The following is a 14,916-nucleotide window of genomic DNA, read 5'->3' as shown; positions in this document are numbered from 1 at the left end:
CGGACAAACCTCCCTCATCGTATCTCGCGTCTGCGAAAAGCGCTCGACTTCTCTCGGGTCATCACGGAATGTTTCAGCCTCGTTCCGAGGGAGTGCTCCATGCCGATGACGCCGCGCGCCGGACTTCAGGTCGCTGATGAACTGGCCGCCTTCCTCGAAAGCGAGGCGCTGCCGGGGACGGGGATCGAGCAGGAGGCCTTCTGGACCGGCGTGGCCGCCGTCTTCGCGCGGTTCGCGCCGGAGAACCGGCAGCTGCTGGCGGTTCGCGACGACCTTCAGGCCCGGATCGACGCCTGGCATGTCCAGCGCCGCGGCCAGCCGTACGACGTCGCCGCCGCCACCGCCTTCCTGCGCGAGATCGGTTACCTGGCCGAAGAGCCGGCCCCGTTCGCCATCGACACGCGCGACGTGGACGCAGAGGTGGCGACGCTCGCCGGGCCCCAGTTGGTCGTGCCCAGCCTGAACACACGCTTCGTGCTGAACGCCGCCAATGCGCGGTGGGGCAGTCTGTATGACGCACTGTACGGCACGGATGCGCTCGGCGAGGCGCCGGCTCCCGGTCCATATGACGCTGTGCGTGGGGCGCAGGTGGTCACCCGGGCCAAGGCCTTCCTCGACGAGGCGGTTCCGCTCGCCGAGGGCCGCTGGGCTGATCTGACCGATGCGAACGAGGGGCCCGCCATCCGCGACCCCGGCCAGTATGTCGGCCGCACCGACCGCTCGCGGCTGTTCCGGCACAATGGCCTGCACATCGAGGTCGTGTTCGACCGCAGCCATCCGATTGGCGCGACCGACCCGGCGGGGATGTCCGACGTCGTGCTGGAGGCCGCGTTGAGCACGATCGTCGATCTGGAGGACTCTGTCGCCGCCGTCGACGCCGCCGACAAGACGGCCGCCTACCGCAACTGGCTGGGCCTGATGAAGGGCGATCTCAGCGAGACCTTCGACAAGGGCGGCCGGTCGATGACCCGGGCGCTGGCGCCGGACCGGGAATTCATCGCGCCGGACGGATCGACCGTGACCCTGCCGGGCCGGTCGCTGCTGTTCGTGCGCAACGTCGGCCATCTGATGACCACGCCGGCGGTGCGGCTGGCTGACGGGACCGACGCGCCCGAGGGGGTGCTGGACGCCATCGTCACCGCGCTGATCGCCGTCCACGACCTGAGGGGGCAGGGGCGGTTCCGGAACAGCCGGGCGGGGTCGATCTACATCGTCAAACCCAAGATGCACGGGCCCGAAGAGTGCGCCTTCACCGACGCCCTGTTCGACGCGGTCGAGGACCTGCTGGGTCTGGCGCGGCACACGATCAAGGTCGGGGTCATGGACGAGGAGCGTCGCACCTCGGCCAACCTCGCCGCCTGCATCCATGCGGTGAAGGACCGGATCGTCTTCATCAACACCGGCTTCCTCGACCGCACGGGCGACGAAATTCACACGGCCATGCAGGCCGGGCCGGTGGTGCGAAAGGGCGAGATGAAGTCGTCCGCCTGGATCGCCGCCTATGAGGCGCGCAACGTCGCCATCGGCCTCAAATGCGGCCTGTCGGGTCGGGCCCAGATCGGCAAGGGCATGTGGGCCGCACCCGACCGCATGGCCGAGATGCTGGAGCAGAAGGCCGCCCATCCGAAGACGGGCGCCAACACCGCCTGGGTGCCCAGTCCGACCGCGGCGACCCTGCATGCGCTGCACTATCATCAGACGGACGTCTTCGCCCTGAGAGACGCGATCGCCGCGCGACCGGTTCCGGTTCTCGACGATCTGCTGACCCCGCCGCTGGCCGCGGGCCGGAATTGGTCCGAGGCGGAGATCGCCGAGGAACTCGACAACAACGCGCAAGGACTGCTCGGCTATGTCGTGCGCTGGGTCGATCAGGGCGTCGGCTGTTCGAAGGTGCCGGACATCCACGACGTCGGCCTGATGGAGGACCGCGCGACCCTGCGCATCTCGTCCCAGCACATGGCGAACTGGCTTCTGCACGGCGTCTGTACGCAGGCACAGGTCGACGCCGCCCTGCTTCGAATGGCGGCGAAGGTCGACGCCCAGAATTCGGGCGATCCCCTGTACCGGCCGATGGCGCCGGACCCGGCGAACAGCCTGGCGTTCCGGGCCGCGCGGGCGCTGGTGTTCGACGGCGTGGTCCAGCCCAACGGCTACACTGAACCGCTGCTGCATCAGTTCCGGCGGATGGCCAAGGACGCCGGCTGACGGCGCTGGACGTCAAACCTGTCAGAACCGTAACTTGCGAGCGGGCGGGGCCGCTGACAAGGTTCCTTTACTTCACGGAGGGGCTCCCATGCTGACGATCGAAAACCTGACCCATGTCTATGGCAATGGCACACGGGCGCTGGACGACGTCAGCCTGACGATACCCAAGGGGATGTTCGGCCTGCTGGGCCCGAACGGGGCGGGCAAGTCGACGCTGATGCGCTCGATCGCCACCCTGCAAACGCCGACCTCGGGCTCGATCCGGTTCGGCGACATCGACGTGATCAAGGATCCGGAACAGCTGCGCCGCGTGCTGGGCTATCTGCCCCAGGACTTCGGCGTCTATCCGCGCGTCTCGGCCTACGACATGCTGGACCACATGGCGGTGCTGAAGGGCGTCTCCAACGGCAAGGACCGCAAACAGACGGTCGAGGCCCTGCTGAACCAGGTCAATCTGTGGCCCGTGCGCGGCAAGGCGCTGGCCGGCTTCTCGGGCGGCATGCGTCAGCGCTTCGGCATCGCCCAGGCCCTGATCGGCAACCCCGAACTGATTATCGTCGACGAGCCGACCGCCGGCCTCGACCCCGAAGAGCGGAACCGTTTCCTGAACCTGCTGGCCGAGGTGGGCGAGAACGTCGTCGTCATCCTGTCGACCCACATCGTCGAGGACGTGACCGACCTTTGCCCCCGCATGGCGGTGCTGGCCGGCGGCAAGATCCAGCTGGAAGGCGCGCCCATCGAGCTGATGCACACGCTCGAGGGCCGGGTCTGGACCAAGACCATCGACAAGGCCGAGCTGCCTGAGTTCACAAAGCGCCACAACGTCATCTCGACCCGCCTGTTTGCGGGCCGGACCGTCGTTCATGTGCTGTCCGACACCAACCCGGGCGCCGGGTTCGAGCGGGCGCCAGGGGGTCTGGAAGACGTCTATCTGGCGACCGTCAACGCCTCGCGCCGCGCCGCGGCCTGAGGGGCGGATCATGTTCGGCAAGATCGCGAGTTTCGAATTCCGCTACCAGCTGCGCCAGCCGGCGTTCTGGGTCATCGCCATCGTCTTCGGCCTGCTGGCCTTCGGCGCCGTGGCCAGTGAGAACGTGCAACTGGGTTCGGGGGGCAACGTCCTCAAGAACGCGCCCTATTCGCTGGCCAGCGCGCACATCATCTTCAACGTCTTCTTCATGCTGGCGACGACGGCCATCGTGGCCAATGTCGTGGCGCGGGACACCCAGACCGGCTTCGGGCCGATGATCCTGTCGACCCGGATCACCAAGGGCGCCTATCTGTACGGCCGCTTCTTCGGCGCCTTCGCGGCGGTGGCGCTCTGCTACATGAGCATCGCCTTGGGCACCTTGCTCGGCACCTTCATGCCGTGGGTCGATCCCGAGACGGTCGGACCGTTCCGGTTCGGCGACTATGCCTATGCGTATGGCGTGTTCGGCCTGACAGGCCTGTTCCTGACCTCGGCCCTGTTCTTCATGCTGGCGACCGTCACGCGGTCGATGATGGCGACCTATATCGGCGTGGTCGCGGTGCTGATCGCCTATCTCGCCTCGACCGGCGTGCTCGGCACCAAGCCCGAGTTCGAGACCGCCATGGCCTGGGCCGAGCCGTTCGGTTCGGGCGCCTACGCCCTGGTCACCAAATACTGGACGGCTGCGGAGCGCAACACGCTGAACGCGCCGCTGGAAGGCGTGCTGCTGTGGAACCGGGTCATCTGGACCGGCGTCGGCGCCCTGCTGCTGGCCGCCGCCTATGTGCTCTACCGGCCGTCGCCGCGCGGCGCGAAGCTGAAGAAGCAGGAGCGTATGAAGGCGCTGGTCGAGAAGGACGTGGTCGTCACGCCCGTCGGCGCCCTGCCGCGCCCGACCTATGGCCTGTCCAGCGCCCTGACCCAGCTGTGGTCGCGGACCGTGTTCGAGACGGTGCTGATCTTCAAGAGCCCGGCCTATGTCGTTCTGATCCTGCTCGGGTTCGCCTTCGCCATGGCGACGCTGTTCTTCACCGGCGAGATCTACGGCGCGCCGATCCTTCTGGTGACCCGGGTGGTCATCACGGGCCTGACCGGCGCCTTCGGCCTGATCTCGATCGTCATCGCCATCTACTATGCGGGCGAGCTGGTCTGGCGTGATCGCGACCGCAAGGTGCACGAGATCGTCGACGCCTCGGCCACGCCTGACTGGACCTTCCTGGTGCCCAAGACGCTGGCGCTGGCGCTGGTGCTGGTTTCGACCGCGCTGGCCGGCGTGGTGGCGGGCGTCGTGACCCAGACCATAAAGGGCTACACCGATTATGAGCTTGAGAAATACCTGCTCTGGTACGTGATCCCGCAGGCGGTGAGCTTCGGCCTGCTGGCCGTTCTGGCCATCTTCATCCAGGCCCTGTCGCCCAACAAATTCGTCGGCTGGGCCATCATGGTGGTCTATCTGATCTCGACCATTGTGATGTCGAACCTCGGCTTCGACCACATCCTGTACCGCTACGGCGCGGGCATCAGCGTGCCGCTGTCGGACATGAACGGTCAGGGCGACTTCGCCGGCTTCTCTGGCTGGCTGGACGCCTACTGGACAGCCTTCGCGATCATCCTGCTGGTGCTGGCCTACGGCCTGTGGCGGCGCGGGACGGAGCAGCGTCTGTGGCCGCGGCTGAAGCGGCTGCCGCACCGGCTGATGGGGCCCGCGGGCCTGATCGGCGGCGCTGCGCTGGTCGCCTTCGTCGGCTTGGGCGTCTTCATCTACACCAACACCAATGTCTGGAACGACTACCGGACGCGCAGCGCAATCGAGAAGGAACAGGCGGCCTATGAGAAGGCGCTGCTCCGCTACGAGGCCACGCCCCAGCCGTCCGTCGCCGACGTCAAACTGGTCATGGACCTGCGGCCGCACCAGCCGAAGCTGACCACGCGCGGCTCCTATGTGCTGGTCAACAATACGAACGCGCCGCTGACCGAGGTCCACCTGCGCTGGGGCGATGATCTGGACATGGTCGGCCTGACCGTCGAGGGCGCCTCGATCGCGCGCGAGTGGAAGGATTTCGAATACCGGATCTACCGCTTCACGACGCCGATGCAGCCGGGCGAGCGCCGCAACGTCGTGTTCGAGACAGTGCTGGAACAGCGCGGCTTCAAGGCGCGCGGCAACACCACGCGACTGGTCGACAACGGCACCTTCGTCAACAACATGGAGTTCGCGCCGCGGATCGGCATGGACCGCGACGGCCTGCTGACCGACCGCACCAAACGCCGCAAGGCGGGCCTGCCGGCCGAGCTGCGACCTGCGAAGCTGGAGGACACCTCCGCACAGTCGCGCAACTATATCGGGGCCGACTGGGTCACCGCCGACATCACCGTCTCGACCGACGCCGACCAGACCCTGGTCGCGCCCGGAACGATGGTGTCGAATGTGGTGCGCGACGGCCGCCGGACCAGCCGGTTCGTCACCGAGTCTCCGGTGCTGAACTTCTTCTCGATCCAGTCAGGCCGCTACGAACAGACCCGGCGCATGCACAACGGCGTCGAGCTGGTGGTCTTCCATGACCCCGGCCACGACCGCAACGTGCCGCGGATGCTGGACGCGCTCGCGGCCTCGCTGGATTACTTCCAGGCCAATTTCAGCCCGTACCAGTTCAAACAGGCGCGGATCGTGGAGTTCCCGGACTACGCCAGCTTCGCCCAATCCTATCCCAACACCTTCGCCTGGTCCGAAGGGCTCGGCTTCATCACCGACCTGAGCGATCCGGAGAAGATCGACTACGTCACCTATGTCGGGGCGCACGAGTTCGCGCACCAATGGTGGGCGCACCAGGTCGTCGGCTCGAACCAGCAGGGCATGACCGCCCTGTCCGAGACCCTGGCGCAGTATTCCGCGCTGATGGTCATGGAGAAGACCTACGGCAAGGATCAGATCCGCCGCTTCCTGAAGCAGGAACTGGACCGCTACCTTCGCGCCCGCGGCACCGAGCGGCTGGAGGAACTGCCCCTGATGCGGGTCGAGAACCAGCAGTATATCCACTACCAGAAGGGCGGCCTGGTCATGTACCTGCTGCGTGACCAGATCGGCGAGGATGCGGTCAACCGCGCCCTGCGCCGGGTGCTGGCGCAGTACGCCTTCAAGAGCGCCCCCTATCCGCGCTCGCTGGATCTGGTCGCGGCCATCCGCGCCGAGGCTCCGGCCGACAAACAGGCCCTGATCACCGACCTGTTCGAGAAGATCACCCTGTACGATGTCAAGACCACGGGTGTGACCTCGACCCGCCGCTCTGACGGCCGGTTCGACGTCACGGTCACGGTCGATGCGCGCAAGCTCTATGTCGACGGCAAGGGCATCGAGACCGAGTCGCCGCTGAACGAGATGTTCGACATCGGCCTGTTCACCGCCATGCCGGGCAAGGGCGCCTTCAACACGCGCAACGTGGTGCTGCTGGAGCGCCGGCCAATCCGGTCGGGCGTCCAGACGCTGCGGTTCGTGACGACGCGGGCCCCCAGCTTCGGCGGCGTCGATCCCTACAACAAGTGGATCGACCGCAACTCGGACGACAATGTGAAGGCGGTGGACTAGCGGGTGCCGAACAGCCGGTCGCCGGCGTCGCCGAGGCCGGGGACAATGTAGCCGTGGTCGTTCAGCCGTTCGTCCACGGCGGCGGTCCAGACCGGCACGTCGGGATGCCAGCCGCGTAGCCGCTCCAGTCCCTCGGGGGAGGCCACAAGGCAGACGAAGCGCAGGTTGGTGACGCCGCGCTCCTTCAGCCGCTCGATCGCGGCGACGGCGGTGTTGGCCGTGGCCAGCATGGGGTCGATGACGATGCACAGGCGGTCGGCGACGTCGTCGGGCGCGCGGAAATAGTATTCGACTGCGTCCAGCGTCTCGGGCTCGCGATAAAGGCCGACATGGCCGACGCGGGCCGAGGGGACCAGGTCCAGCATCCCCTCCACCAGACCCAGACCGGCGCGCAGGATGGGGACGAAGACCAGCTTCTTGCCCTCGATCCGCTGGCCGGTGGTCGGGCCGACAGGGGTCTCGACCGGATAGTCCTCCAGCGGCAGGTCGCGGGTGACCTCGTAGCAGAGCAGGGTCGAGATCTCGCGCAACAGCTGGCGGAAACGGGCCGTCGATGTGTCCTTCGACCGCATGATGCTGAGCTTGTGGCGGACCAGCGGGTGGGCGACGACGGTGACGCCGTCCATCTTGAAGAGCTTGGGCGGCATCAGAAAACGGTCCCGTCGGAGAGGATGGTCAGGGGCGGACCGCCGCCCTGTCGTCGTTCGGCGGCGGCGCGGCGACCGGCGGCCCAGGTGCCGCCTTCCAGTACGCTGGCCAAGGGCATGTCGGCGGCGGTGACGCCCAGCTCGGCGCGGACCAGAGGCGCGATCCTGTCCAGCAAGGCCACGGTCATCGCGCGCCAGCCGACGACCAGTGGGTCGGACACCGGCCACGGCTTTGCTGCGCCGGCCGGGTCCTTCAGCGTGAGCACGCCGAGGTCCATGAACAGGCCGCCGTTGCGGTATTCCGCGAGGCCGGTCAGGCCGTCGAGATCGGTGATCTGGACGCCCGCCGTCCGAAGCGGCTCGACCAGCGAATAGCTGAGCCACTGCGACAGCTTGTGGATGGGCACGAGGCCGTTGGTTGCGTCGCCGCGCTTCATCGCGGGATGCTTCCAGCAGTCGCCCAGATCGACGCCGCCCAGCGTCAGGCGGTCGCGCCAAACCGGGCCGAGCGCCTCCAGCAGGACCTCGAGGATGACCGGGGCGGGCAGGCGGTCCTGATCGTCGGCGCGGTCGACCATGGCGTCGAACAGGCCGCCGGGGCGGGGTTCGTCCTCGAGCGCGAACAGGTCGGGCTTGGCGAGGCAGGCCTGACCCAGACGGCGCAGCAGGGCAGCGCGGCCGTCTAGGCCGACCAGTGGATTGTCGGCGGTGACCTGGAAGCCCTTGGCGAGAGCGTCGGCGGTCACGAAGGTCAGGGCCACGGCGTCGACGCGCCAGGGATCGTCCTCGGTGACCGAGAAGGCGCCGGCCTCGAACATCCGCAGACTGGCGATAGCCAGACCTTCGGAGCGGCTCAGGGTCTTGCCGGTCTGCTTGTCCTTGTACGACCAGCCCGGTCCGGCGCCGGCGTCCAGCAGGACCGAAACGATGGCCAGGTCGAACTCTGCGCGGGCGCGCGATGCGGGATCGAGCCAATCGCGATCCTCGGCGGCGGGGCCCCACAGATCGACGCCGTCGACGGCGAAATGCCGCCAGCGAGCATGGAAGGGCACGGCCAGCGTCGGGTACTGGTCACGGATAACGGCGGCGACGTAGCTGGCCGTCTCCGGCAACCGGTCGAGATCGACGCGCCAGTGGTCGAGGCCGCCGGCGACCCCGATCTCCAGCATTTCATGCGCCCGCTCGCGGACGGCGGCGGCGTTCAGCAGGCCGTGCGCCTGCTGCGTTTCAGAACTGCTCAAGGTCGCGGCCCACCACGCGGGTCAGGTCCTCGGCCGACGGCGGCGCGTCGGGGGTGAAATAGCCGGCGGCCTTCTTGGCCTCCATCTCCACCGAGGCGTCGGGCGGGATCAGATAGTCGGGGATCGGCACCCGTTCGCCGATCTCGATGCCCGAACCGGTCAGGGCGTCGTGCTTCATGTTCGACTCCTGCACCCCGGCGACGCATTCGGTGCGCTCGAAATAGGTGGCGGCCTGGTCGCCGCCCGGCTGGCGCTTGCGGGCGTTGTAGACGAGGAATTTGGTGACCTCGCCGAGAGCGCGGCCCTCCTTGCGGTTATAGGCGATCAGGCCGGCGCCGCCGTCCTGGGCCTCGCGGATGCATTCCTCGATGCCGTGGGTCAGATAGGGGCGGCAGGTGCAAATGTCCGATCCGAAGACGTCCGAGCCGTTGCACTCGTCATGGACGCGGCAGGTCAGGCGGCGCTTGGGGTCTGCGATCGCGGCCGGGTCGCCGAAGATGTAGAGGGTGATGCCCCCGATCGGCGGCAGGAAGACCTTGATGTCGGGCCGGGTGACGAGGTCGGCGTACATGCCGCCGGTCTGTTCGAACAGGGTGCGGCGCAGGGCCGTCTCGGTGACGCCGAAGCGTTCAGCGATGCCGGGCAAATACCAGACCGGATCGATGGCGGCCTTGGTGACGGCGACGTCGCCGGTCTCATGCACGATCTGGCCGTCGGCCTTCAGCCGGCCCGCGGCGATGGCCTCGCCGATCTCGCCCAGCTGCAGGCGGGCCTTGGTGACCGCGATCGTGGGACGGATGTCGACGCCGTCGCGCAGTTCGTCAGCGAAGTCCTCGGCGACGCGCGCGCCCCAGGGATCCAGCGAGACGATCTTGCCCGGGTCGGTCCACTGCGGGAACGGGCCCATGGGGGTGGTGGGCGAGGTGTTGGTCAGGTCGGGCCGGTTGTTGGCGCTCATCGCTCCGGATGAGACGGCCAGCGCGCGATAGACCGAATAGGCGCCGCCGTGGGCGCCGATGGCGTTGCGGTCGCTGCCCGAGTTGACGGTGCCGATGACGGGCCCGCGCTCCTGCGCGGTCGGGGCGCCCCAGTTCAGGGGAAAGCGGCTGACGGTTCCCGCACCGGGGTGGGAGTTGAGCCTGATGTGGCTCGGTCGGTTGGACATGTTTCCTCACTCGAAACCGGCTTGTTGTTTTTCTTGCGCCGGACTCTGCAGGACACACCCGATGGGACTCGCTGTCCAGAGGGAAGCTTTGTCGTCATCCCGGGGTCGCTGCGCGCCCCGGGATGACGACAGGAGGGGCGCGCTGAACGACTCCTTCCTGCCCGCGTTGTCACCCCGTTATTCGAGGAGTCTGCACCATGGCCGCCCGACCCACCTGGCAGGGACATCTGAAGCTGTCGCTGGTGACCTGCCCGGTCGCTCTCTACACGGCGACGTCCAGCGCGAGCCACGTCAGCTTCCACCTGATCAATCCCGACACCAACAAYGAGGTGTCCAAGGACGAATACGTCCTGTTCGACGACGCCGACTTCGACAAGGTCAAGCTGGAGTCGACCCGGACCATCGACATCAACCAGTTCGTCGACGAGGACGACATCGACCGGCTGTACTGGGACGACCCCTTCTATGTCGTGCCCGAGAAGGGCGTGGGGGCCGAGGCTTTCGCCGTCATCCGCGACGCCATGAAGGCCGCGGGCAAGATCGCCATCGGCTGTCTGGTGCTGCGCGGCCGCGAGCGGCAGATCGCGCTGGAGGTGCGGGGCAAGGGGTTGGTGGCGTATTCGCTGCGGCCGCATGACGAGGTGCGGGACACGGCCGACTATTTCGACGACATCCCGGCGGTGAAGCCAGACAAGGACATGGTCGAGATCGCCACGCGCATCATCGGCCAGAAGGACGCCGAGTTCGATCCGTCCAAATTCACCGACCGCTACGACGACGCCCTGAAGGAGATGATCAAGGCCAAGCAGAAGGGCGGCAAGGGTCTGGTGGAAGCGCCCGAGCCGGATGACACCAATGTGGTGGATCTGATGGCGGCGCTGCGGGCGAGTCTGAAGGGGTCGGCGGGGGCCCCGGCGAAGAAGCCGGCGGCGAAGAAGGCCGCGCCCGCGAAAAAGCCGGCGGCGAAGAAGAAGGCGGCCTAGCGCCCTTCCTTTCGTCATTCCGGGCGAAGCGCAGCGGAGACCCGGAACCCAGCGGCGCGCGTGAGCGCGAACCTGCCGGGAGCACCGGCGTCGGCGGGCGATTTTGAAGCAGCGGTGTTTCGCCGCCGTCGCGGCGCCGCTGGGTTCCGGGTCTGCGGCTCGCTGCGCTCGCCTCCGCCCGGAATGACGACAACTGTGGTCGCTTGACTCCCTCACACAGTATGCGCCATACACTGTGTGTCACACACTATGTGAGATGCAGGGAAGCATATGAGCCTCGATCCGGACCTGTTTGAATCCATGCGGCTGGAGCTGCGGCGCGGGTCGCTGGTGCTGGCGGTGCTCGCCTGTCTGCGGACCGAGCGATACGGCTACACCCTGCGTCAGGCCCTGGCCGCCGACGGCTTGGAGATGGAGGAATCGACCCTCTATCCGCTGCTGCGCCGGCTGGAGAGCCAGGGGCTTCTCGATAGCGAATGGCGCGAGGAGGAGAAGCGGAAGAAGCGCTTCTACGTCCTGTCGCCGGGCGGCGTCTCGATGCTGGCCGCCCTGACCGACGAGTGGCGGGGGATCAACGCCTCGCTCGACAAAATTCTGTGAGATTGGGCTGAAGGGGAAAAGCCATGGACATGATCGACCGCTATCTGAACGCCGTCGCCGCGCAGTTGCCGCAGGATGAACGCGCCGACATCGTCGCCGAACTGCGCGACCTGATCCTGAGCCGGTTCGAGGCGAAGGAAGAGGAACTGGGCCGCCCTCTGACCGAGGACGAGCAGGAGGTCATCCTGCGCGAGATCGGCCATCCGCTGGTCGTGGCGGCGCGCTACCGGAAGGGGCCGGATTCGCTGATCGGGCCTGAGCTGTTTCCCTACTGGCTGTTCGGGGTGAAGGCGGGGCTGCTGGTGCTGCTGGCGGTGCAGGCGATCGGCCTGTTCATCCACCTGATCAGCGGGACGGACGATGCGGGGCAGGCCATCAGCCATGCCTTCCATGGCTTCTTCAGCTCGGGCCTGACCCTGATCGGCGCGGCCACGGTGGCGGCGGCGATCTTTGAACACTACGAAATCCGGCCGAAATGGATGACGCAGTGGCGGGTCAAGGACCTCGGCGCCTTCGGCCTGTCCGACCCGGCCGCATGGGGCGTGAAGGTCGACCCGCCGAAGCCGCCGAAGGCTCCCAAGGCGCCGTGGGGAGCGTCCCGGCGGACAGAAGGCTGGCCCGGCGGAGAGTATCTGTTCTCCTTCCTCGCGGCCGGGATGTTCGTGCTGTGGTGGGTGGGGGTGCTGCATTTCCCGCCGTTCAGCTCGATCGAACTGCGCGGTCAGGACGCGATCGTGACGGCGGCGCCGGTCTGGTCGACCCTGTTCGCGCCGATCCTCGTCTACGCCCTGATCCAGATGGCGGTCGATCTGAACAGCGTGTTCCGGCCGTATGCGGTCCGGATCCGCGCCCTGGCCCGGATTCCGATCGCCCTCGTCGGCCTGTGGCTGACGTGGCGGATTAGCGAAGCCGGCCACTGGTTCACCCTGACGCGGGGCGAGGAGACCGCCAGGGTCGCCGGCGACTGGTCCCTGCTGGACCTCAACGCCCTGCAGTGGGTGGAAGGCGCAGGCAATCTGTCGGACGTCGCCGCGACCCTGTCGGTGGTGATGGTCTGGGCCCTGGCCATCTCGGCGCTCAGCCTGATCTGCAGCATCATCCTCAACCTGTGGCGGCTGGCGCGGGGATAGCTCACGCACATGTCCGAAAACCGCGAGACATCCATGGCCGCAGCGATCATTCTGCGGCCATGGAAAACGCCAGCGAACTCGATCAGGAGGCCTGCTACCGCGCGGTGCTGACCCGGGACGCGCGGTTCGACGGACGCTTCTTCGGCTGTGTGAAGACCACGGGCATCTACTGCCGTCCGGTCTGCCCGGCCCGGACGCCGAAGCGGGAGAACATGTTCTTCGTCGTCACGGCGGCGGCGGCTGAGGAGGCGGGCTTCCGCGCCTGCCTGCGCTGCCGTCCGGAGACGGCCCCCGACATGGGCGCCTGGCGCGGCACCTCCAATACGGTCAGCCGGGCGCTGGCCCTGATCGAGGCGGGGGCGCTGGATGAGGGCGACGTCGACGGACTGGCCGCGCGGCTGGGCGTCGGCGAGCGGCACCTGCGTCGGCTGTTTCGCCAGCATCTGGGCGCCGCCCCGGTCAGCGTCGCCCAGACCCGCCGGGTGCTGCTGGCCAAGGCGCTGATCCACCAGACCGACCTCAGCATGGCGCAGGTGGCGCTGGCCTCAGGCTTTGGCAGCGTGCGGCGGTTCAACGAGACATTCCAGGCGCTGTACGAACGCCCGCCCTCGGCCCTGCGCCGGCGCGGCGAGCGGGTGCACGAAGGCGGGGTCAGGCTGAGCCTGTCCTACCGCCCGCCCTACGATTGGGAGGCGATGTTCGCAGCCCTGACCGCGCGCGGTGATACGATCGACGGGCGGCGCTGGTCGCGTGTCCTGAGCCCGGAAGTGGACGGGGCTGCAGGCTCGGTCTCGGTCGAACCGGCGGAGCCGGGCAAGGTCTCGATCTGCATCGAGGCGACCGATCTGAAGGTTCTTCCCGGGGTGCTGGCGCGGGTGCGGCGGGTATTCGACCTGTCGGCCGACCCGGACGCCATTGCCCGCGACCTTTCGGCCGATCCCGTGTTGAAGCCGCTGGTCGAGGCGCGGCCGGGGCTGAGGCTGCCGGGGTTGTGGGTCGACGACGATCTGGAAGCGCCGAGCGACCGCCTGAATGACGAAACCCTGACCGCCCGCGCCGAGGCCTGGCGCCCGTGGCGGGCCTATGGCGCGCTGTATCTCGCAATGGCCGGGATCAGCGGCGCCGATCTGATGGAGAAGAACGATGCGAAACGCGCAGCCTGAGACCCTGACCCTCGACCGGATCGCCACGCCGACCGGCGATGTCCTGCTGATCACCGATGCAGAGGGGGTCGTGCGGGCGCTGGACTTCGCGGGCTACGAAGAGCGGATGATGCGGCTGCTGGGCCGGCATTGGCCGAAGGCGACGCTGGTCGACGGGCGTGCGCCAGCGGCGGTGCGCGCCGCGGTCGAAGCCTATTTCGGCGGCGATCTGACGGCGCTGGACGGCCTCAAGGTCCGCACCAACGGCACGGAGTTCCAGCGCTCGGTCTGGGCGGCCTTGCGCGCCATTCCGCACGGCGAGACCCGGACCTACGGACAGCTGGCGGCGGCCATCGGCAGGCCGAAGGCGGTGCGGGCGGCGGGTCTGGCGAACGGACAGAACCCCGTCGCGGTGATCGTGCCCTGTCACCGGGTGATCGGCGCCAACGGGACATTGACCGGCTACGCGGGCGGGCTGGAGCGCAAACAGTGGCTGCTGGCGCATGAACGTCAGACGGCGGGCGTCAGGTCGGCCGCGTGAACTGATCCGGCGTCAGGCCGCGGGGCGTGAAGCGCGCCTCGCGGATCGCGCCGTTGAACCAGCTGACCCGGTTCATCCGCACCCCGACCGAGGAACGCCCGGGTCCCTGCGGCGTGAAGGCCAGCGGCGCCTCGCCTTGCAGAACGCCGTCGACGAAGCTGCGGTAGGTCGTCCCGTCATAGGTCTGGGCCACATGGAACCAGCGGCCGACCGGGAAACGCCTCTCCGGGAAGATCAGGGTGTGATTGTAGGTCGGTCCCTTTGTGAAGGCGTCGAGGTACCATTCGTTCTCCACGACCCGGATCTCGAACATGATCCGCGTCCCGACCGGCGGCTTTCCCTCGGGCGGCGTCTCGGTCTCGGCGAGATGCATGAAGCGTTGCTCGAAGGAGCCGCCGTCGGGGCGGATCATGGCCTCGATCGTCCAGCTCGAGGCGCCCGCCAGCGGATGCTCCTCTATGAACAGACCGTCATCAGCGCCGTCGAACTTTACCGCCGGACCCCACGGGCTGTTGACCAGCGCCGGCCCGCCCTCGGCGACGGCGGGCAGGCCGCCGACCGTGGCCAGGTTGTCGAAAGTCCAGAGCTTCTGATCGCCCGCGGCCTGCGGCCGGAGAGTCGCGCAACCGGGAAGCAGCAGGCCCGCGGCGCCCGACGCCAGCACCGACCGACGGTTCATCTGCAGTCTGTCAGGCATCCGGCGTCTCCG

At 67.8% G+C, this 14,916-nt stretch carries 12 protein-coding genes; 8 read left to right on the top strand and 4 right to left on the bottom strand.

Annotated elements, in window-relative coordinates; genetic code table 11:
• Positions 1–99: 99 nt before the first annotated feature.
• The 3 genes from ASD25_RS14840 to ASD25_RS14830 all read left to right on the top strand — a co-directional run bounded on the left by ASD25_RS14840 (position 100) and on the right by ASD25_RS14830 (position 6,758).
• The gene (locus ASD25_RS14840) at positions 100–2,205 is read left to right on the top strand and encodes a malate synthase G (RefSeq protein WP_056618238.1); all 2,106 of its coding nucleotides are present in this window, start codon (positions 100–102) and stop codon (positions 2,203–2,205) included.
• An 88-nt stretch (positions 2,206–2,293) separates the two neighbouring features.
• On the top strand, positions 2,294–3,175 hold the full coding sequence (locus tag ASD25_RS14835; protein WP_056618236.1) for an ABC transporter ATP-binding protein: 882 nt from the start codon (positions 2,294–2,296) through the stop codon (positions 3,173–3,175).
• A 10-nt stretch (positions 3,176–3,185) separates the two neighbouring features.
• The gene (locus tag ASD25_RS14830) at positions 3,186–6,758 is read left to right on the top strand and encodes a M1 family aminopeptidase (protein WP_056618233.1); all 3,573 of its coding nucleotides are present in this window, start codon (positions 3,186–3,188) and stop codon (positions 6,756–6,758) included.
• On the opposite strand, the gene upp is transcribed toward ASD25_RS14830, so the two are convergent.
• The 3 genes from upp to ASD25_RS14815 are packed head-to-tail and all read right to left on the bottom strand — an operon-like array spanning position 6,755 to position 9,811.
• Positions 6,755–7,384: a uracil phosphoribosyltransferase gene (gene upp, locus ASD25_RS14825; RefSeq protein ID WP_056619169.1), complete on the bottom strand. Its 630-nt coding sequence runs from the start codon at positions 7,382–7,384 to the stop codon at positions 6,755–6,757. The genes ASD25_RS14830 and upp overlap by 4 nt on opposite strands.
• A 20-nt stretch (positions 7,385–7,404) precedes the next feature.
• Entirely contained in the window at positions 7,405–8,646 is a 1,242-nt protein-coding gene (locus ASD25_RS14820) for a URC4/urg3 family protein (protein ID WP_056618232.1), read from the bottom strand.
• The gene (locus ASD25_RS14815) at positions 8,633–9,811 is read right to left on the bottom strand and encodes a GTP cyclohydrolase II (RefSeq protein ID WP_056618229.1); all 1,179 of its coding nucleotides are present in this window, start codon (positions 9,809–9,811) and stop codon (positions 8,633–8,635) included. Before ASD25_RS14815 ends, ASD25_RS14820 begins: the two co-directional genes overlap by 14 nt.
• 197 nt (positions 9,812–10,008) lie before the next feature.
• Between ASD25_RS14815 and ASD25_RS14810 the strand changes: the two genes are divergently transcribed.
• The 5 genes from ASD25_RS14810 (at position 10,009) to ASD25_RS14790 (ending at position 14,207) form a co-directional block, all read left to right on the top strand.
• On the top strand, positions 10,009–10,794 hold the full coding sequence (locus ASD25_RS14810) for a Ku protein (protein WP_056618228.1): 786 nt from the start codon (positions 10,009–10,011) through the stop codon (positions 10,792–10,794).
• Positions 10,795–11,064: 270 nt separating this feature from the next.
• A complete protein-coding gene (locus ASD25_RS14805; protein WP_056618225.1) occupies positions 11,065–11,394 on the top strand; it encodes a PadR family transcriptional regulator in 330 nt (109 codons plus the stop codon).
• Positions 11,395–11,417: 23 nt separating this feature from the next.
• Positions 11,418–12,524 (top strand): hypothetical protein, encoded by a 1,107-nt coding sequence (locus ASD25_RS14800; RefSeq protein ID WP_056618224.1) that lies wholly within the window; start codon positions 11,418–11,420, stop codon positions 12,522–12,524.
• A gap of 59 nt (positions 12,525–12,583) precedes the next feature.
• Positions 12,584–13,687, top strand: a complete 1,104-nt coding sequence (locus tag ASD25_RS14795; protein WP_056618218.1) for a bifunctional transcriptional activator/DNA repair enzyme AdaA — start codon at positions 12,584–12,586, stop codon at positions 13,685–13,687.
• Positions 13,668–14,207, top strand: a complete 540-nt coding sequence (locus ASD25_RS14790) for a methylated-DNA--[protein]-cysteine S-methyltransferase (RefSeq protein ID WP_056618213.1) — start codon at positions 13,668–13,670, stop codon at positions 14,205–14,207. The genes ASD25_RS14795 and ASD25_RS14790 overlap by 20 nt, the downstream gene beginning before the upstream one ends.
• On the opposite strand, the gene ASD25_RS14785 is transcribed toward ASD25_RS14790, so the two are convergent.
• A complete protein-coding gene (locus tag ASD25_RS14785) occupies positions 14,191–14,904 on the bottom strand; it encodes a LamG domain-containing protein (protein WP_056618209.1) in 714 nt (237 codons plus the stop codon). The two genes, ASD25_RS14790 and ASD25_RS14785, sit on opposite strands and share 17 nt — an antisense overlap.
• Positions 14,905–14,916: the final 12 nt, after the last annotated feature.

This window comes from Brevundimonas sp. Root1423 (assembly GCF_001426805.1).
Note: the sequence above shows the minus strand (reverse complement) of the source record. Positions and strands in the feature narration are given on the sequence as shown.